Genomic DNA, 18,149 nt, shown 5'->3' with positions numbered 1-18,149 from the left:
CAATCACAAGTTTCCCTTGCAGGGCAGGCACTTCCGCTCATCTACACGCCGACGAACAGCACATCCCGGCGATCACCATGAATCACCCAGGCTAGGGGAGCCACCCCGCGACCTCGACTACACACTGAGCCATTTTCATCGTGATGGTGCAGGTCACGGGTGGCGGGTGAGGTCCGGTGTCTACAAAGGACGAGGCTCCTGGTAAGGCAGCAGTCGCCCAAGCCGTAACGGGAGCCTCGCCATGCTGTCTTACCCTGCCGCGATTCCGCTGTCCACCCGGACCCTGAACCACCTCGCCGGCCTCATCCGCAGGCACCGTCACCAGCACCGATCCCGCTGGCGACGGCTCGGGCCCGGCCGTCAGGCGCTGCTCGCCCTGGCCCACCTGCGCAACGGTGACACCTACACCCGGCTGGCCGGCGGGTTCGAGATCGGCGTGGCGACCGCCTGGCGGTACGTCCGCGAGGCCGTCGACCTCCTCGCCGCAGCCGCCGACGACCTGTCCGCCGCCATGCGCAGGATCCGCCGCCTGGCCTATGTCGTCCTCGACGGCACCCTCATCCCGATCGACCGCGTCGCGGACCAGAAGCCCTACTACTCCGGCAAACACCGCCGTCATGGCATGAACGTGCAGGTCATCGCCGACCCGGCCGGTCGGCTCGTCTGGGCCTCGCCCGCGCTCCCCGGCTCCGTCCACGACCTGACCGCTGCCCGCACGCACGACCTGATCCAAGCGCTGAGTAGGGACAACGTGATGACCTTCGCCGACAAGGCGTACCAAGGCGCGGGCGGCAGCATCCGGACACCGTTCAAACGCCACCGATACCGGCAGCGGCTGTCACGAGGGCAGAAGGCCGTGAACCGTGCCCACGCCCGGATCCGCGCCATCGGCGAACGCGCCAACGCCACCCTCAAGGGCTGGAAGATCCTGACCAAACTGCGCTGCTGCCCCCGCCGCGCCACCGCGATCGTGCAGGCCACCCTCGTCCTTCACCGCGTCGAAGCCAAGCGTCACGCAGGATGAGATTGCTCACTGTCGCGACCGTGCGTCGCACCGTTCGGGCCAGCCGCCCGTGGAAGCGACGCCGACCGCATGAACGAGGGCGGCCAGGTTATAGGTCGTCAGGATCTGCGCCTGCTCGATCACCGTGCCGTTGGCCTCCACCGACCAGTGCCCGCAGGCCTCGCCGGGCCTGGGTGGTCGTATGCTGCTGCCATGTGGAGTGAGTCCGATAACCATGGCTTCGTAAACGAGCAGGACTATCTGCGGTCGCTCAAGAAAGACGACAGCTACACCTTCACGTATCAGTTCGAATACATCGTCAAGAACCACGGGAACGACAACTACGACATCGGCACTGCGGACATGGTTGTCCGCGTCGAGTGGAACAACTCTGAGGCGGGATACACCATCGCCTATGATGTCCCCGAGTTGTACAAGATCGATCCCGCCGAGGGAAACAGTGACGCTGAGGGCTTCTACGAGTCTGACGTGTACTGGCGATTGATGGACGACCTCGGGAGTCTCGGCATCGGCTCGCAACTCATCGCTCTATAGGGCCCTCTACGCCGGCGAGCACCCACGGGCGGCGCTCCGTGGGCTCTTCCTGACGGCGCCACCGGCGCCCTGATAGCCCTTGTCGGCCGAGGTCATGACGTTCGCGCTGGTTAGCGTGTCGATGATCGGTGGGTGCGGGCTGCGGTCAGGTCGTGGACGGCGCCGGCAGCGCGGCCGACGCCCAGGCAAGGCGCCCAACCGCGTCCGCGATGACCTGCACGTTCCCACCGTGACGTCTGTGCTTCCCGGAGTAGTAAGGCCTCTGGTCCGCGACGCGGTCGATCGGGATCAGCGTGCCGTCCAGGATCGCATGGGCGAGGCGCCGGATGCGCCGCATCCGGGTGTCCAGGTCGTCGGCGGCCCGCGCTGAGCAGCATGACCGCCCTCCTGCACGTAGCGCCAGGCGGTCGCGGTCCCGACCTCGAAACCGGCGGCGAGGCGGGAGTACGTGTCGGCGTTGCGCAGGAGGGCCAGGGCGAAGAGTGCCTGGTGGCCCGGAGTCAGTCGCCTTCACCGGGATTTCAGCTGCTGGCGGCAGCCGCGGATGCGGTTGGCAAGGTGGTTCAGGGTCCGGCTAAACAGCGACATCGTGGACGGGTAAGACAGCGTGGCGAGGCTCCCGGTCGTGGCATCGGGTTTGGTCGATTTGTTGCCCTGTCTGGAGCCTCACCCCAACGATCACCGGCCCCCACCGACCTGCAAGATCAGGTTGGAAAAGGCTCACTCATCCAAGCCGCGAAGGAAGTTCCTCGGCACTCCCCCCACCGTCGTCGCTGGGGTGAGCGCCGAAGTCTTCTAGCGCGTTAAGGCGCGGAGCCACTGGTTGATGACCGCGATAGTGACGGTGGCTTCGAAGCGGACGGCGAGTTTCTCGTAGCGGGTGGCCATGGCACGGTTCTGCTTGAGCTGGTTGATGCCGCACTCGACGGCGTGCCGTAGCCGGTAGTCGACGGAGTTGAAGGCGGGCGGGCGGCCGCCTTTGGATCCTTTGGCTTTGCGGTGGGCGTCCTGGTCGGCCTTGCTCGGGATGCAGACCCGGATCTTTCGGCGGCGGGCGTATCCGCGGTTGCCGCGGCTGGTGTAGGCCTTGTCGGCCAGGACCAGGTCGGGGCGGGTGCGGGGCCGGCCGCCGCCGACCCGGTACACCTTGATCCGATCGAGGATGGTGGTGAACTGGGGGCTGTCGCCGCGCTGTCCGCCGGTGATCACCACGGCGAGGGTCTTGCGGCCCTGCTCGCAGGCCAGGTGCGTCTTGGTGGTGAACCCGCCCCGCGATCGGCCCAGCCCATGATCGTCAGGCTCGGTGACAACGCCACCCGGCGGCTCCTTCTGCCGGTGGCCCTCCCGGCGGGCGCCCGCAGCGTGCTGGTGGGCGCGGCTGATCGTGGAGTCGACGCTCACCGTCCAGTCGATCTTCCCGGCAGCGTCCGCCGCGGCCTGTAACCCGGCCAGGACCTTCGCCCACGTACCGTCCCGCTGCCAGCGCCGGAACCAGCGATACAAGGTCTGCCACGGCGCATACACCTCCGGCACGTCCCGCCACGGCGTTCCGGTCCGGACCCGCCACCGGATCCCGTCGATGATCTGCCGTTTCGTCCACCGCGGCGGACGTCCCCGGCCCGACTCCGTAGGCAGGACAGGCTGCAGCCCTGCCCACTGAGCGTCGGTGAGGTCGTGCCGCCTCGCTGCCGCTACCCTGGGCACGAGGTCTCCGGTCGGTCTCCGGTTCGCTTGGTCGCTAACCGATCTTCCGGAGACCTCAACCTTTATCGATCACCGCCACGCCGGGCCTGCCTCACCGACCGCAGGCCCTTACGAAACACGGGCTAGCTAGGGCCAGGCGACGGCGAGGACGCCGTGTCGCTTGGTGGTGTGCCACCCGGTCAGGTCGCTGGTGTCGGCGGTGTTCGGGTGGTAGGTGATGTGGGCCGCGCTGCGCCGGTAGTAGCGGCCCGCCCAGGTGCGGATTATGGCGAGCAGCTCGCCGGCGACCTGCTCGGCTTCCGGCCCGTGGGCGATGACACCGGTCTCGTAGCCGCTGACGGTCTGCGGATTCTCCCGCTTGATGCGATAGGCGAAGCTGCCGCCGCGCACCAGCGTCGGGGTGCCGTTGCATACCGTGCGGTTGACCACGCCCTGATCGACCGCGGCCTGCGCGGCGTGCAGCATCGGCAGCTCCGACCCGCTGGTCAACAGGTACAGCTCAAGCTCGTCCGGCATGTCGAACGGCGTGCCCGACCAGCTCTCCACGGGCTTGGTGTTGAGCGCCTTGCGCAGCGCCGGCACGTCGAACGTCAGAGCGCTGTTCTGATCGAGGCGCAGCCCGACGTCGGGGGTGACCGGGATCAGCTGCTCGCTGGCCGCGCCGTCGCCCTGCATCGGCACGAACGAGCCGAGCCGGTAGTTGCGGGCCTTCAGCACCGACATGCCGGGGGTGCGGTCGAAGGCGATGAGCCGGGTGATCCCGGCGAAGCGCAGCGGAACGACGATCCGGCCGTCCGGGGTGAGCTGTTCGAGCCAGGCGGGCGGGATGTCCCACGCCCCCACCGTGACCATGATCCGGTCATACGGCGCGTGCTGTGCCACGCCGTGCTCGGCGTCGGCGAGCACGACGTTGACCTGCTCGTACGCGGCTCGGCGCAGGCCGGCGCGGGCGCGGTCCACGATGTCGGCATCGATGTCCACGGTTGTGACCGAGCCGGTCGGCCCGACGATCTCCGCGATCAGGGCGGCGTTGTAGCCACCTGATCCGATCTCCAGCACGTTCATGCCCGGCCGTACGTCGGCCTGTTCGAGCTGGATGGCCTGAATGTGCGAGGCCGAGACCACGCTGGTCTGACGCCCACTAGCGTCGATCTTGGGAACCAAGGTGGTGTTCGTCTGATACACCTTTTCCAGCGGCTCGCCGGGCGCGAAGTCATGGCGGGGCACAGTGTGCATGGCCGCGGCCACGCTGTCGGTGGTGATCAGACCCTCGTCACGCAGTGTGGCCACCATCGCCTGACGAAGGCTGGCAGCGTCGTCAACTCGCAATGTCATCGCAGTCCTTGTGGTGGGAATCCGTCGGCTGTACAAGCCCTACTTCGCCCATGGGGCGTCGTGTTGGTTTGAATTGATGCGGTATTCGCTCGGCGCAATGGAGTCCCGCGTTGTGCGGCGGCGCCGACATCACTCTCCTTCCGGGTGGGATAGCGGGCTGTTGTCACCTGGTCCGGCGAGCAGGGTTGAGAGCGAAGCTCAGCTGGTCATGGGCCAGGAGATGGTGACGATGCCGTGACGCTGAGGGCAACGGTCTTGCTTGCGTGTGCGGACACGGTCGGGATCTCCTGGAATTGGCGGGGCGGGTAGTCAGGCGTCTTGGTGCTTGTGCCCCTTGGCGGCGCAGTCCTGCCATATGTGTGTCAGGTGTTGTGTCATGCGAGCGGTGGCGGGATGGCCGGGGTGTTCGCGCCGGTGGGTGGCGATGGTGTCGGCGAGCAGGGCGCGCGCCGCCTGGCAGTGGCCGAGGGCGTGTAGGACGAGAGCGGTGGTGGCGTGGGTGGCGAGGGTTCGATGGGCGTGCGGCCCGGCGGTAGCGGCGAAGTGTTCGCCGAGTTGCCGATAGAGGTGGTAGGCGCGTTGGTGGTGTCCGGCGTGCCGATGCACGACGGCCTGGAGGTGGAGGGCGTGAACGCTCCGCGGGTGGCCGGGCCCGTGGAGGTGGATCGTGCTGTGGTGGGCGTAGGTGGCCCAGGCGATGGCGTCGGCGGGGTGGCCGAGGCGGAGTTGCAGTTCGGCCAGAAGGTTGGCGGCTTCGGCGTGTAGGGGGTCGGCGGACGCGGTGGCGGGGTCGACGCCGGTGAGGCTGTCGTGCAGGAGCTGCCGGGCGCGCAGCGGCTCGGTGTGGGCCAGATTGCGGGCAGCGGCGATCCGCTGTCCACGTTCGGCCTCGAACCGGCCGGGTCCGGTAACAGGGGTGGCTCGCCAGGTGAGGGCGATATCGCCGGGAGTGGCGCCGACGGTGATGCGGGCGAGGACCCGGTGGGCGTGGGCGGCGGCCAGCTGCGGGGGTGTCGGCGCCGTGGTCGAGGGGATGACCCGAGCCGCATGTCGCAGGATGGTCTGACCCACCGTGTGGGCGATGGCTGCGGCGTCGACCGGCCGCGGCCGGCAGTCCTGCTGGCACTGGTAGCCCTGTCCAGAGTCGTGCAGTTGCGCGTAGGCCATCGGTTGGTGGCAGAACCTGCAGTGCAGCAGTCCCGACGGCAGGTAGATATCTCGCGAGTCGGCGGCCGGCCTGCTCGGCTGGAGTGGGACTGGGGCGGTGGCTTTGGTTACCCATTTTTGGACCAGGCGTGGGTCGAGGCCCATTTGGCGGGCGACCGTGGTGACGGCGCCGTATGCCCTGATAGCGCGGGCATCCGCGACACGCTGGACGACGGCGTCGATGAGTTCCGGAGGGTATCTACGAGGGAAGGCCATGATCCGCGGTATCGGTTGGGGACGAGTGTGGTCAGCCGCCGTTGGTGTCACCGGCTTGGTCCGTTTGGTGACGAGGGCGGTGGGGCTACGCATGAAAGCCCTGCCAGCGGTTGTCGACCGGGCGGCTGGTGTTGATCGGTAGGCCGCTGCTGCTGCGGTGAGCGTTGCGACGTACCGGACGCAAGGTCGGGCCGTTGGGCAGGGTGATCGGTGGTCGCGGTGTGTAGCCGTAGCGCGCGAACAGGTGCTCCCTTTCTGCAAGGACGGCAGCCCAGGACGGTAGGCCAATGCTGTCGAGTCGGCTGCGGTGATGGGTAAGCAGCGCTGTGCCGTAACCGGCCTTCTGAGCATCAGGACGCACGGCGAGGAACGCGAGGTGGTAGTGCGGTTCGGTGGGCTGTTTCGTGGACAGCAGGCTGTCCAGCAGGTCGAACCGGTCGGCGTGGCTCCCGGCGGCGTCGGTGAGGCGGATACGGTAGTTGGCCGGTGGTGGGATGGGCCGGTAGCGGTGGAAGCCGACGGTGGCGGCGGTGAGATCGTCGGTGAGGTGGATGTCGCCGAAGAACATCGCGTGCTCCACCCAGATCCCAACCACGTCGGTCAGCACCTGGTGCCGCTGTTGCGGGTCGGGCACCAGCCACGCGGCGAGCGGGCTGGAGTGCAGGGCGTCGGCGATCAGCGCGGCGACCAGGTCCTTGTCTGTCCAGCGGGCGGCGCGGATACGCACGGCAGTCTCCATCGGATGGGTACCTCGGGTTGGGTTATCGGTAGGTGGCGGTGGCGAGGTCGCCGACCGCGGCGTCGACGGCGGCGGTGATGTCCCGCACCGACCGATGGTGCTGCGCGGCGATTGCCTTCAGCCGTTCTGTGAGGGTGGCCGTGTCGCCGTCGAGGTAGAGGTGGCTGGTCAGGCCGAGGGTGGCGACCAGGCCGGCGAGGGCGGCGGTGTGGTTGTCGGGTTGCTCGCGGCCTTGCGCGAGGTACCGCAGGTGGGCCCGGGCGATGATCGCCCACTTGCTGTCAGTCGCCGTGTAGATATCGGTGCGGGCGAGGCCGCCGAGGCGTCGGCGTGTGCTGTGGCGGAGGATCCCGGCGGCGACGAGACCTGCGCGGGTGCGCTCGTACAGGTCGTCGGCGAAGTCACGCAGAAACGCCTTCACCGGCGGGGCGGTGCGCCGGCAGCGGATGGCGGCGATTGCGGTGTCGGCGATCAGGTCGCCGACCGGTTGGTCGGTGTGCAGGCGCAGCCACCGTTCGCCGGCTGGGCGGTCGTCGTTTGGGTCGATGGCGATCCGTCCGGCGAGGAAGATGTCGATCAGGACGGCGCCGGCGAGCCCGAGCGCCAATGCTTGCCGGTGGATGTGCGGCTGGCCGGTGTCGTCGTTGTGGCCGAGCAGGAACAGCTCATCCCGCAGCGGCAGTCGAGGAACGGTCATGGCGCCGCCCCTAACCCAGCCCTGGGACGAGCTGCCGCAGCCGGCTGTGCACCCCGCCGTAGGCGGGCTCCGGCGATGGCAGTAGCGCCTTGTCGACCGCGGCGAGGACCGTGTAGTTCGGGTCGCACACGTTGCCGATCGGCGCCCGCCCGGCCTGGGAGACAAGCTGGTACGCGTCGAGCGTCTCCAGCCCGGTCAGGGCCTGCACCCAGCCGACCATGTCGTGCTGCGCGATGCGGTAGGCGTCCTCGAGTGGGCGGGCGCACCCGATCGACATGATCGACGTGTCGGTTTCCAGACGTGGCCACATGGTCGGCACGCCCTTGATGACCTCGATGGCGAGGGTTGTGGTGGTGGCGATCTCGACGCCGACGCCGCAGGCTTCGCCTTCGCCTTGGCGGGCGTGGCCGTCGCCGAGGGCGAGCATCGCCCCGTGCATGTTCACCCCCAGGTAGAGGGTGGTGCCGGTCCGGAGTTGCGGTATGTCGAGGTTCCCGCCGTGGCGGTCGGGGACGATGGTGGAGCGGGCTTCGAAGCCGCCGGGGGCGACGCCGATCGTGCCGATCATCGCCTCCAGCGGCAGGTCGACGATGTGGTCGGTTTCGGTGGCCTGGAACCGCACGGTCCCAGCCTGCCGGTCGATGTCGTACACCCACACCCGCTCCTCAAGCGGTGGCTGGAGGCTGGCGGTGTGGGAGGTCGAGGTGAGCGCGCCGAAGTGCGGGAACGTCGAGGACACACCCCAGTCCCGGGCCGGGGTGATCGAGGCGAGGTGGACGGCGAGGGTGTCGCCGGGCTCGGCGTCCTCGACGAAGAACGGCCCTGACACAGGGTTGAGGTAGGGCATGCGGCACACCTGCGACGGCAGGTCCCCCGGCCCCCGTACGAGGCCGCCGAAGCAGTCCTCCGTGAACACCTCAAGCACATCCCCGGACCGCAGGTGCGCGACCGGCATCCTCCCGCCAAAGGTGTAGGCCAGTTCGTCCCGCGCGGGACGGTAGGTGATCTTCTCCATGGCGGTCACACCCGCTCCACGTCACGCTGCTGCGGCTGCGCGGGTGCCAAGCCAGAGAGCACCGGGCGGCGTCCCGACAGGTACAGGCCGGCGAGCACGATCACGCCGAGGGCGAGCCAGGCCAGGCCGAGGCGCTGGGCGGCGATGTTCGCGTTCACCACCACGTAGGCGAGGATCACGAACCCGACCACGGGCATCACCAGATGCGCCCACCAGTTCCCGCTACGCCTGCGGATGAGGTGATGTACGACCACGGAGACGTGCAGGACCAGGAAGGCGACCATCGCCCCGAAGTTGATCAACGACGACAACAGGGTGATCCCGTCCGAGCGGGTTGCCATGTACAGGCCGAGGGCGAGGGACACGGCGCCGGTGAGCAGGGTGGCGTTGATCGGCACGCTGCGGCGGATCGACACCTTCGCCAGGAAGGCGGGCAGCTGCCGGTCCCGCGCCATCGCGTACAGCAGCCGGGATGTGGCGACCTGGGCGACCATCGAGTTCGGCAACCCCCACGCGATCGCGGTGGCCACCGCACACAGGGTCGCCAGCCAGCCCCCGCCGGCCATCTGGGCGGCGTCGTAGAAGGCGATGCCGTTCGGGTCACCTTCGGTCAGCAGCGCCCCGGGGTTGGGGACGAGCATCGCGGCCAGCCACGTCTGCGCGACGAACAACAACCCCGCCAGCACCAGGACCGCGGCCATAGCTCGGCCGATCTGCCGAGCCCCACCTTTGGCCTCCTCAGCCAACATCGAGATGCCGTCGAAGCCCAGAAAGCTAAGCACGGCGATCGACACCGCGCCCGCGACCAGGGACCAGGTGAACGTGTCCGGGTTGTAGAAAGCCTCCCAACTGAACCGGCCCTTCCCCGAGCTGAGGGCCCAGCCAGCGGCGGCGATGAAGATTGCTAGGACGATCAGCTCGCCGACCAGCATGACCCGGGTGACCACCGCGGTCATGCGGATCCCGACCGAGTTGACGACGGTGTTGACCGCGACAAACCCGAGCAGCCACGCCCACACCGGCACCGCAGGCACGGTCGCGTGCATCGCCACCGACGCCACCAAATACAACAGCCCCGGCACGAGGACATAGTCGAGGAGGATCACCCAGCCGGCGAGGAAGCCGACCGACGGGCTGATGCCGCGGCCGGCGTAGTTGTAGACGCTGCCAGACATGGGAAACGCTCGAACCATCTGCGCGTACGAGAACGCGGTGAACACCAGCGCCACGACGCCGATCGCGTATGCCAGGGCGACCATCCCGCCGGAGCCGGCGTACACGCTGCCGAAGATCGCCATCGGCGCGATCGGCACCATGTACACCAGCCCGTAGGCGATCAGGTCCCGGAACCGCAACTGCCGGGCCAGTTCCTGTCGGTAACCGTAGCGGGCCAAGTCGTCTTGCATTTGCATCGCACCCTCCCAATGGGCTCGCGCTTTTCGCCGCAGACACATCTATTGCTGCGCCGCCCCTGAATGGCCTTACGATCCGAAGATTGGCTCGAACTGACGGCCTGGTCGATACCGGAAATGCGGACAAAGGCTGTTGTCCGCATCGGCTTTGTCGCTGACGGCGTGGCCGGCCGATCGACGGTCTGAGGTAGGACGGCCAGCAGCAGCGGCAGGAGGCTTCGGGCGTAGAGTCGGCCGTGTCCGAGGAGTACTCGCGCCGGCCCGGAGAAACGAAACGTTCCCGGCGCGGTATCCGGTGCCTCGGGCTGCTTGACGAGGAGCGTGCCCCTTGGGCTACGGCCAGAGTTGCTCGGGAGGATCCCATGAGGTTGACGGAAGCTTCGCCGCTGTGTCGGTGGAGGATGCTGTCCGCGCCTCTGTGAGCTATGACCAGCTTCGTGCCGGTGATGGCGCCCTGTATTGGTTGGAGGCTCGGCCCGAAGCTGGCGGGCGCGCAACCGTGACGAGGTGGCGGCCCGGCGAGGGTAGGCATGACATCAGTCCCGACGGTTTTGATGTCACCAGCAGGGTTCACGCGTACGGTGGTGGATCTTTCGCAGTCGCCGAGGGAATCCTCTGGTGCGTCGGCAGCGGTGGCCTTTACCGGATCCGTCGCCACGGCGATCCGCTCGAGTTAATCGACAAAGGGCTCTTCGGAGACCTGACGGTCGGCGACGGCGAATTGTTAGCGGTGCGTGAGTCGGAGCAAGGAGACGAACTCGTCTCGGTGTCGCTGACAGGTGCTCCGCAGCTGCGGGCCCTTACCGCATCTCGCGGATTCCTTGGCGCACCTCGGCCGGGTCCCGGGGTGTTGGCGTGGACTGCTTGGGGCGAGCGCGACATGCCCTGGGACGCCTGTGAAGTGTGGGTGGCCTCGTATGCGTCTGGTGGTCGCATCGGGAACCCGAGGAAGATCGCCGGTGGTCCGGATGAGTCGGCGGTGGAGCCGCGGTGGGGGCCCGACGGGGCGTTGTACTTCATGTCGGACCGCAGCGGTTGGTGGAACCTCTATCGGTGGGACGGCTACACGGTCGAGGCGGTAGCACCGATCGCGGGTGAGTGTGCCGCGGAGCCGTGGGAGTTGGGTTACGCGTCGTACGACTTCCTTGCCGACGGCCGGATCGCCGTGGTGGTGCAGGAGGGGCCGCGGCAACGCCTCATCGTTATCGACCCTGATGGCGCCATCCGCGCAGTCGACCATCCCTACACGTCGATCAAGCCCTACCTGGCCGCGCAGGGGACGACGGTGGGGTTGATCGGGTCGTCACCGACCGCGGCCCCGCAGGTCGCGCTGGTGCATCTGGCAGGTGGCGATCCGCAGGTGGAGGTCCTTGCCACGTCCGAGCACGCCGAGATCTCCGGGGCTCAGGTGTCCACGCCGAGGGAATTGCGGGTCCGCGTATCGGGCGGACGTGAGGTGCTGGCCCTGGTGTATCCGCCGACGGGCTCGATGGCAGACTGGCGTTCACCCGTGATCATTCGGGCTCATCCTGGGCCCACTGCCTCTTGCCTGCTGCGTCTGGACTGGCAGGCGCAGTTTTTCACCAGTCACGGGTTCGCCGTGGTGGACGTCGACTATCTGGGCAGCACTGGTTATGGCCGGACCTTCCGAGAATCGCTGTACGGCCGGTGGGGTCTGGACGACGTTGATGACTGCGCGGCGGTGGCGGACCACCTGCTGGCGACGGGGCGGGCGACGCCGGGGCAGGTCTTCATCCGGGGCGCCAGTGCTGGCGGATACACGGCGCTACAAGCGGTGGCGAGGGATGGTCCGTTCGCTGCCGCCACCGCTGTATCTGCAATCGTGGATCCGGACAGATGGGCGGAGACTGTGCCTCGGTTCCAGCGGGCGCACGCGATGCGGCTGCGGGGTGGCGCCGGCCGGGTCTGTGCTGCCACTGTTCAGCGGCCTGTGCTATTCATTCATGGCACCGCGGATGAGGTGGCCGTGGCCGAGGATGTGCGAGAACTCGCCGACCAGTTGCAGGCTCTCGATACGACGCACGAGTTGCTGCTACTTAGCGATGTCGGTCACTACGTAGCGACGTCCAGTCGGGCGGGTGCGGCGCTCGAGGCGGAATTGGCTCATTACCGCTCGGTGATGGCGGCCGCGACGACTGGTCGAGGGTATTCACACGGCCGCGAGTGGTAGCTGCTGGCGCACGTAATCGCCGAACTCGCGAACCTCCGGTTCGCATCGGTAGGGCTCAAGGTCGGCTTGTACCTCGACGATGCGCTGCAAGCAGCGGTGCGATGTCGTCTGCGCGGCATGATCCACCGCCGCCCGGGCGGTGGCGCACGCCTCGTCGATTCGGCCGGCAGCAGCCAGCGATGAAGCCAGGAGCGCGGTGTCGATCGCGAGTCGCCGGACGTGTGTGGGGCTCAGCGCGGTGAGAGCGTCGCCCAGGTGCCGTTGGGTTTGCTGCGGTAAGCCCAGGTCGTGGAAGCAGTGGGCAATCTCGTCGGCAAGATATGCCGGAGTGAAATACCGGATCCACGACGGCTCCTCCTCGGGCTTGCTGCGAGCCAGTTGCCTCTCTGCAATATCGAGGTGGGTCAGACAATCGCCTTCGCGCCCAAGGCGGGCCTGCGTCCGCGCCACCACGGCGTGCAGCGCGGCTCCCACGGCTGGCGTCGCCTGAGTCTCACTTCCTCGCACCGCCGTGAGCGCCATCCGCAGCGCCGGCTCGGGGTGACCGCAGTGCAGCGCGAGGTGCCCGATGTTCACAGCGAGCAGGTAGCTGCCGTAGAGGCGGTCGTCGGCGGCCTGCGTCAGCCGTAGAGCGCGTAGGTAGCGACGCTGCGCGACACCGTGGGCGCCGGTGTCGACTGCCTGGTAACCGCACAGTTCGAAGAACCCCGCCGCCAGGGTGTAGAGGCGCCGACCAATCGCCTCCGAGGCCGGGGGGTTTGCCAGCAGCCGATTCAGTTCCCCTTCGACGTACCGCTGTACTTGGGCATGGACTCGCCCGGCACCATGGGTATGGTCCAACTGCCGGAACATCGCCAGAGCGTTTTCAGCGGAGAAAAGATCCTCTTCGCAAACCTGATCGGACGAGCCCGGTCGTCCGTCCATGGACAGGCCGGGTTCGGCCGAAGCGTTCAGCCAGTCCAGGGCAGCGCGATCGAGGACGCCTGGCTGGAACGGAACTCTGACGACCAGGTCGGCCAGCCCTGATATCTCCACCGAGTGGGCCGGCAGCAGGCTGCTGACGCCGATGGCGCCGTTCGGCGGAGACGTCAGTTTGCCCGCGCTGGCCTGCTTCTTATCGAGAAGCGGCAGCAGGCGCGTCAAGGCGCCTCCGGCCGCCAACGCCGTGTCGCAGGCCTCGACGAACTCTCGGGAGGGAAATCGGTCCGCTGTCTCGACCCGACGCACCAGGTCGGCGCTGTACCGAATCATGGCGCCCAATCGCGCCTGCGAGAGGTTGGCGCGCTCCCGCAGCCGACGGAGCTCGGCACCAAAGAAGTGCCGCTCGGATAGGGACGGCTGTAGCGCTCGCGGGGTCTGAGCCATGACACCGCCTTTTCAGGCTGCTCGCCTAGCGGCATTGAGCAGCGTGGACATCGGGGCACTTAGGGTCACTCAGTGTTCAGCCCGGCGCAAGCAAGAACGACGAAATCGCGTGGCTGCAGGACGAACACCTAGGACACCCCGCATGCGGACAGCCGCTTCGTCCGCATGCTCGGCGTTCACATGAGCGACCGAAAGGGTGAGTGTGTGAACAGCGGGGCGCAGGCCACTCGTCGATCCGCCCCGGTTCATGACAACCCTGGAGCTCGCTGAGCCACAGGCTGAAGGAGGAGTCTTGAGTATCACCGCAGACAGATCGGTCACGACAGCCGCCGCAGACCCCCGCACCCTCGTTTCAGCCGAGGTGTTCGACAAGATCGCCCGCTACTTCGCTGCCAGGCAGGAGGTGACCCAGACCTACGCCGAGCGTGCGGTCGGGCAATTCCTCGTCTTCCTGAAGGCGTACGCCGACCGGTTGGACAAGCCGGACTTCGGGATGCTTCTGCCGACCGGCGAGTCCTACCGAGTCGTGCCGACCCGGCCGGTCGACGCCGTATGGCACGCCGCCCTCCAGATCAGTGAGCCCTACACCGCCGCCTGCAAAGAGATCGCCGGCCACTACGTACACCACCGACCGATCCTGACCGAGGCCATGCAGGACGGCACCGCCATCACCTACACGCTCGCGGCGTTGCACGGCACCGGCTACCGGGTCGACATGGAATTCTGGGGCGGTGAGGCCGAGTCCTGCTGCCCGCCGAACCCGCCTCAGCCGGGCAAGTAGCAGAAGAGAGAACCGATGCGTAGCGACTGGACCGCTCTGCCTGAGAGTGTCACGACAGGGATCGCCGAACGGATCGGCGGAGCCTTCGACGTAACCCCGGCTTCGAGTGGCAACCATGCGGAGATCGCCTCGACGGTCACCGGGCCAGCCGGACCGGTCTTCGTCAAGGCGGCCTGGGGAGAGTTAAGCGTTCGGTCACTGCGCTACGAGATGGCGGCAACCCGGGCCGTCGACGGGCACCCGCCCGCAGTCCTGTGGCACTTCGAGTCCGATGGCTGGCTAGTGGTGGGGACCGAGCATCTTGCCGGTCCCCACCCCGACCTGTCTCCCGGCAGTGCGGATCTCGATCTGCTCGCTGTCACGCTGAAGGCCCTTCAGGGGACTCCCGCGCCGGGCGAGCCGTGGTTCACCCCGGCAGCCCGGCTCGGGTTCGCGCACCCGGCGATGGACGGCGAGACACTCATCCACTCCGACCTCAACCCGGCCAACCTGATCGTGACCATGCAGGGCCTACGGATCGTCGACTGGGCGTGGGCAACCAAGGGGGCCCCATGGGTCGAACTCGCGTTGCTCGTCCAGTGGCTGATCGGCAGCGGCCACAGCGCCGAACAGGCAGAACAGTGGCTGGCGCAGTTCCCCGCATGGGCCGTGACCGACCGTGAGGTCTTGGACGACTTCGCGTCAAGGAACGCATCGAAGTGGTCGGCCAAGTCCAGGCAGAGCACCGAGGGCTGGGTACACGACCTCGCGATGTGGACCGGCGAATGGGCGACCCACCGGGGCGACGGTCACCGCCGCCGCTAGGGTGCTCGAACCCTCCGGCCGGGAATCAGCGGGTTGCCGCGAGGATGGGTGCGCGGCCCCACTAGTGTTCTGCGCCGGAAATTCGCCTACAAAATCGGGCGAGTGAGTCGAGGATCTCTTCGGCGGTCTTGGTCCAGACGAACGGGCGTGGATTGCTGTTCCAGTCGGCAATCCACGTCCGGATGTCGGCCTCGAGGCTTTGGACGCTCTTGTGGGCGCCGCGGCGGATCTTCTGTTCGGTGAGGTAGCCGAACCAGCGTTCGACCTGGTTGATCCATGAGGATCCGGTCGGGGTGAAGTGCATGTGAAACCGCGGGTGCCGGGCGAGCCAGGCGCGGATGGCCGGGGTCTTGTGCGTTCCGTAGTTGTCGCAGATCAGGTGCACGTCCAGTTCGGCTGGCACGGTCTTGTCGATGGTGGTCAGGAACTTTTTGAACTCGGTGGCGCGGTGCTGGCGGTGCAGTTCGCTGATCACGGTGCCGTCGGCGATGTTGAACGCGGCGAACAGGCTGGTGATGCCGTTGCGGGCGTAGTCGTGGGTGCGCCGCTCGGGCATGCCGGGCATCATCGGCAGCACGGGCTGTGAGCGGTCCAGGGCCTGGATCTGGGATTTCTCGTCCACGCACAGCACGACGGCCCGTTCGGGTGGGTTGTGGTAGAGGCCGACGACGTCGACGACCTTCTCGATGAACTGCGGATCGGTGGACAGCTTGAACGTGTCCGCTCGGTGCGGTTTGAGCCCGAAGTCCCGCCAGATCCGGCCGATTGTTGACTTCGACAGCCCTGACCGCTCGGCCATCGACTTGCGGGACCAGTGGGTGGCGTTGCGGGGTGCCTGCTCCAGGGTGGCGACCACCACCTGTTCGACCTGGTCCAGGCTGATCGACGGGGGCCGGCCCGGCCGCTGCTCGTCGATCAGCCCATCGAGGCGTTCGCGCACGAACCGCCGCCGCCATTTGCCCACGGTGGACAGGTGCACACCCAAAGCCGTTGCCACATCTGTGTTCGACGCACCGTCCGCGCACGCCAGAATGATCTTCGCGCGCATCGCAAGGACCTGCGCCGACTTCGCCCGCCGTGACCAGCGCACCAACGTCGCGCGTTCCTCGTCGGACAACACCAGCGGCGGGGTGGGACGCCCGGTCCTCGGCATCCCACCACCCTACACCCACTTATGAGGCGGATTTCCGGCGCAGAACACTAGCTGGCCAGCGAACACGACCGCCTGCCGCCGTTGGGCTGATCACGCTTCCACCCGTCGGCGGTGAGTCAGTTCCATCAATCAACGCCCGGCATCCCCCTGTTGAGCATGCCGGCTGCGCCGTGATCCTCTGGTGGCGCTCCACCCCGTCTCCGTGCCATGCAGACGTTGCTACCAGGTGTGGTCATGACGCAGACCAGCCGGGGGGACAGCGCAGGTTGACGGGGGGGCCACTCCCTGCCGCCCCGGGTCGCGAGACTGAGCGCTCGCGCCCTCGTAGCTCAGGGAATAGAGCAACGATTCCTAAACCGTGGATTCCGGCCAGGTGATCACAATGTGTCTGGATGAGGATCCGGCGACGGCCAGGATGGCATGGCGACTGCCCCGAGTGTGGGCATGACTGGCGCGAGCACATCCCGCCGGAGCCGTGCAGTGAGTGCCAGTACGAAACCGAGCATGGCGAGCCGCAAGCTTCGGCCGTCCCATGCACCGCGACGGCCCCACCGCCTCCCGACCGTCAATGACACCCGTTCCGCGGCATGGACGGCAGCGGTCGGCTACGGGTCGGATGCCGAGGTCGCTGTACATGATCGGACCCCCGATGTCGTGTTGGCAGGGACAGGTGTCCCTGCCAACACTTGATCACTGACGCCTACTCATGGGTCTCTGGATTCGGTTTGCGGCTGCTGAGCATGCGCACGGTGGTGCTGAGTTTGATCGGGGCGTCGTCGGGGCCTCTGAGGAATGGGTTGATGTAGACGGGGCGGCGATGCGCTCTGCCGGGTCCGTATGGCTGGTTGCGCCAGTGGCCGGACACCCAGAACCGGCTGGTTTGGGAGCGGCCTGGGTCTCCGGACGCCGGTCGGGTACTGGGCGGCGTGGCGCCGCGGTCGGCGCGGATGCGGACGACCCGTACCTCGGGCGCGGGCCGGTTGGTGCGGGCGTAGGTTTTGCGCAGGGCTTTGTCGACTTCGGCTGTCGTAACTTCGGCGGCCTGCTGTGCGACCAGCAGCCATGTCGCGAGCAGGGCTGCCGCTGGATGGTCGCCGGGCAGCAGGTGCTGCTCGTGAACCTGGACCGTGCTCATTGGGCCGAGCCAACCTACCTGCTCGCGGAGTCGCTGGAGTGGTTTGCCGTCCAGTCCCCCACCGATGGTGCGGTAGTTGACCAGGTGCCAGCCGTCGCTGGTGGCGGTCCAGGACGCGGCGGCGATCTGCCGACCTGTCACCGGCCGTGACCACACGAGCAGCCCGTCCGTCGATGGCATGAGGTCGCGGCTGATGGTGACGTCGGGGAGCCTCTGTGCGGCGTACTCGGCCAAGTCGGTGAAGTCGCTGTCGATCCAGAACAAGCGTGATCGGTTCAGGCCGGCGGCGATCTGTTGACGTGCGTCGGTGTCCACGAGCGCGGTGGGAAGGTTGTCGGCGCCGTGGTAGAAGCGGGCGAGCCGGTCGCGTACCTTCGGCAGCTCTCGCGCGGTAATGGCGGTGGCAGGCCAGGCGGTTGTTGTGATGAGCGTTCGTCCCGGGTCCCGGGCGTTCAGGAACGCCAGGTGCAGTTGCTCGATGCGCTCTCGCGCCTCCGGATGGTTACCGAAGCCGAGGACCTGCACCGCTCGGTCGACGACCTTGTCGTTCCTGCCATCGTCGATGTAGGTCTGGCACGTTGCGCACGCCGCCCATGCGTGACCGAAGTTCTGCACCAGTCCCCCGGCCGTACCGATGGCGACGGCGGCGACTTCTCCGCCGACGAGTGTCCACGTCGGGTACGGGTCGCCGCAGAAGTCGCAGGTGCGGTGCACGGTGTCGAGCTCGCTGACCGGGACGGGTACCCAACGCCGTTCAGTTAGGCGTGGGCGTGGCTGGTCAAGGGGCGTGTTGATCGGGGAGTGAGAAGCGGGGTTCCGGTATCAAGGTTTGTCACTC

Annotated in this window: 16 protein-coding genes and 1 pseudogene; 5 read left to right on the top strand and 12 right to left on the bottom strand. The window is 67.6% G+C overall.

Annotated features, from left to right (window positions below):
• Positions 1-241: 241 nt before the first annotated feature.
• Positions 242-1,024 carry a transposase family protein gene (locus ACFYM6_RS35410; RefSeq protein ID WP_387281835.1) on the top strand — a complete coding sequence of 261 codons (783 nt, stop codon included), beginning with the start codon at positions 242-244 and terminating at the stop codon, positions 1,022-1,024.
• Positions 1,025-1,030: 6 nt separating this feature from the next.
• Here the strand turns inward: ACFYM6_RS35410 and ACFYM6_RS35405 are convergent, their stop codons facing one another.
• On the bottom strand, positions 1,031-1,165 hold the full coding sequence (locus ACFYM6_RS35405) for a hypothetical protein (protein ID WP_275896027.1): 135 nt from the start codon (positions 1,163-1,165) through the stop codon (positions 1,031-1,033).
• A gap of 51 nt (positions 1,166-1,216) precedes the next feature.
• On the opposite strand from ACFYM6_RS35405, the gene ACFYM6_RS35400 reads away from it, so the two are divergent.
• Positions 1,217-1,558: a hypothetical protein gene (locus tag ACFYM6_RS35400; RefSeq protein WP_187691571.1), complete on the top strand. Its 342-nt coding sequence runs from the start codon at positions 1,217-1,219 to the stop codon at positions 1,556-1,558.
• A gap of 48 nt (positions 1,559-1,606) precedes the next feature.
• On the opposite strand, the pseudogene ACFYM6_RS35395 reads toward ACFYM6_RS35400, so the two are convergent.
• The 8 genes and pseudogenes from ACFYM6_RS35395 to ACFYM6_RS35360 all read right to left on the bottom strand — a co-directional run.
• Positions 1,607-2,146 (bottom strand): annotated as a pseudogene (locus tag ACFYM6_RS35395) (transposase family protein); the annotation flags it as partial.
• 207 nt (positions 2,147-2,353) lie between these two features.
• Positions 2,354-3,262, bottom strand: coding sequence for an IS5 family transposase (locus tag ACFYM6_RS35390; RefSeq protein WP_387281834.1), 909 nt, complete (start codon positions 3,260-3,262; stop codon positions 2,354-2,356).
• 126 nt (positions 3,263-3,388) lie between these two features.
• On the bottom strand, positions 3,389-4,597 hold the full coding sequence (gene fxlM / locus ACFYM6_RS35385) for a methyltransferase, FxLD system (RefSeq protein WP_387281833.1): 1,209 nt from the start codon (positions 4,595-4,597) through the stop codon (positions 3,389-3,391).
• A 309-nt stretch (positions 4,598-4,906) separates the two neighbouring features.
• A complete protein-coding gene (locus ACFYM6_RS35380; RefSeq protein WP_387281832.1) occupies positions 4,907-5,764 on the bottom strand; it encodes a hypothetical protein in 858 nt (285 codons plus the stop codon).
• Positions 5,765-6,104: 340 nt separating this feature from the next.
• The gene (locus ACFYM6_RS35375; protein ID WP_387281831.1) at positions 6,105-6,746 is read right to left on the bottom strand and encodes a GNAT family N-acetyltransferase; all 642 of its coding nucleotides are present in this window, start codon (positions 6,744-6,746) and stop codon (positions 6,105-6,107) included.
• A gap of 34 nt (positions 6,747-6,780) precedes the next feature.
• Positions 6,781-7,455, bottom strand: a complete 675-nt coding sequence (locus ACFYM6_RS35370; protein WP_387281830.1) for a GPP34 family phosphoprotein — start codon at positions 7,453-7,455, stop codon at positions 6,781-6,783.
• A gap of 10 nt (positions 7,456-7,465) precedes the next feature.
• Positions 7,466-8,479, bottom strand: a complete 1,014-nt coding sequence (locus tag ACFYM6_RS35365; protein WP_387281829.1) for an acetamidase/formamidase family protein — start codon at positions 8,477-8,479, stop codon at positions 7,466-7,468.
• Positions 8,476-9,882 (bottom strand): APC family permease, encoded by a 1,407-nt coding sequence (locus ACFYM6_RS35360; protein WP_387281828.1) that lies wholly within the window; start codon positions 9,880-9,882, stop codon positions 8,476-8,478. Before ACFYM6_RS35360 ends, ACFYM6_RS35365 begins: the two co-directional genes overlap by 4 nt.
• A 388-nt stretch (positions 9,883-10,270) precedes the next feature.
• On the opposite strand from ACFYM6_RS35360, the gene ACFYM6_RS35355 reads away from it, so the two are divergent.
• Positions 10,271-12,073: a S9 family peptidase gene (locus tag ACFYM6_RS35355; RefSeq protein ID WP_387281827.1), complete on the top strand. Its 1,803-nt coding sequence runs from the start codon at positions 10,271-10,273 to the stop codon at positions 12,071-12,073.
• Here the strand turns inward: ACFYM6_RS35355 and ACFYM6_RS35350 are convergent.
• Complete coding sequence (locus tag ACFYM6_RS35350; protein ID WP_387281826.1) at positions 12,053-13,438, bottom strand: helix-turn-helix domain-containing protein; 1,386 nt, start codon at positions 13,436-13,438, stop codon at positions 12,053-12,055. The two genes, ACFYM6_RS35355 and ACFYM6_RS35350, sit on opposite strands and share 21 nt — an antisense overlap.
• A 292-nt stretch (positions 13,439-13,730) precedes the next feature.
• Between ACFYM6_RS35350 and ACFYM6_RS35345 the strand changes: the two genes are divergently transcribed.
• Both ACFYM6_RS35345 and ACFYM6_RS35340 read left to right on the top strand, forming a co-directional pair.
• A complete protein-coding gene (locus tag ACFYM6_RS35345; RefSeq protein WP_387281825.1) occupies positions 13,731-14,219 on the top strand; it encodes a hypothetical protein in 489 nt (162 codons plus the stop codon).
• A 15-nt stretch (positions 14,220-14,234) separates the two neighbouring features.
• Complete coding sequence (locus ACFYM6_RS35340) at positions 14,235-15,023, top strand: phosphotransferase family protein (protein ID WP_387281824.1); 789 nt, start codon at positions 14,235-14,237, stop codon at positions 15,021-15,023.
• A gap of 61 nt (positions 15,024-15,084) precedes the next feature.
• Here ACFYM6_RS35340 and ACFYM6_RS35335 read toward each other — a convergent pair whose 3' ends face one another.
• Both ACFYM6_RS35335 and ACFYM6_RS35330 read right to left on the bottom strand, forming a co-directional pair.
• On the bottom strand, positions 15,085-16,176 hold the full coding sequence (locus tag ACFYM6_RS35335) for an IS630 family transposase (protein ID WP_387281823.1): 1,092 nt from the start codon (positions 16,174-16,176) through the stop codon (positions 15,085-15,087).
• Between the two features lie 700 nt (positions 16,177-16,876).
• Positions 16,877-18,025 (bottom strand): hypothetical protein, encoded by a 1,149-nt coding sequence (locus ACFYM6_RS35330; RefSeq protein WP_387281822.1) that lies wholly within the window; start codon positions 18,023-18,025, stop codon positions 16,877-16,879.
• Positions 18,026-18,149: the final 124 nt, after the last annotated feature.

The organism is Micromonospora sp. NPDC006431, assembly GCF_042870725.1.
Taxonomy (GTDB): Bacteria; Actinomycetota; Actinomycetes; order Mycobacteriales; family Micromonosporaceae; genus Micromonospora.
Note: the sequence above shows the minus strand (reverse complement) of the source record. Positions and strands in the feature narration are given on the sequence as shown.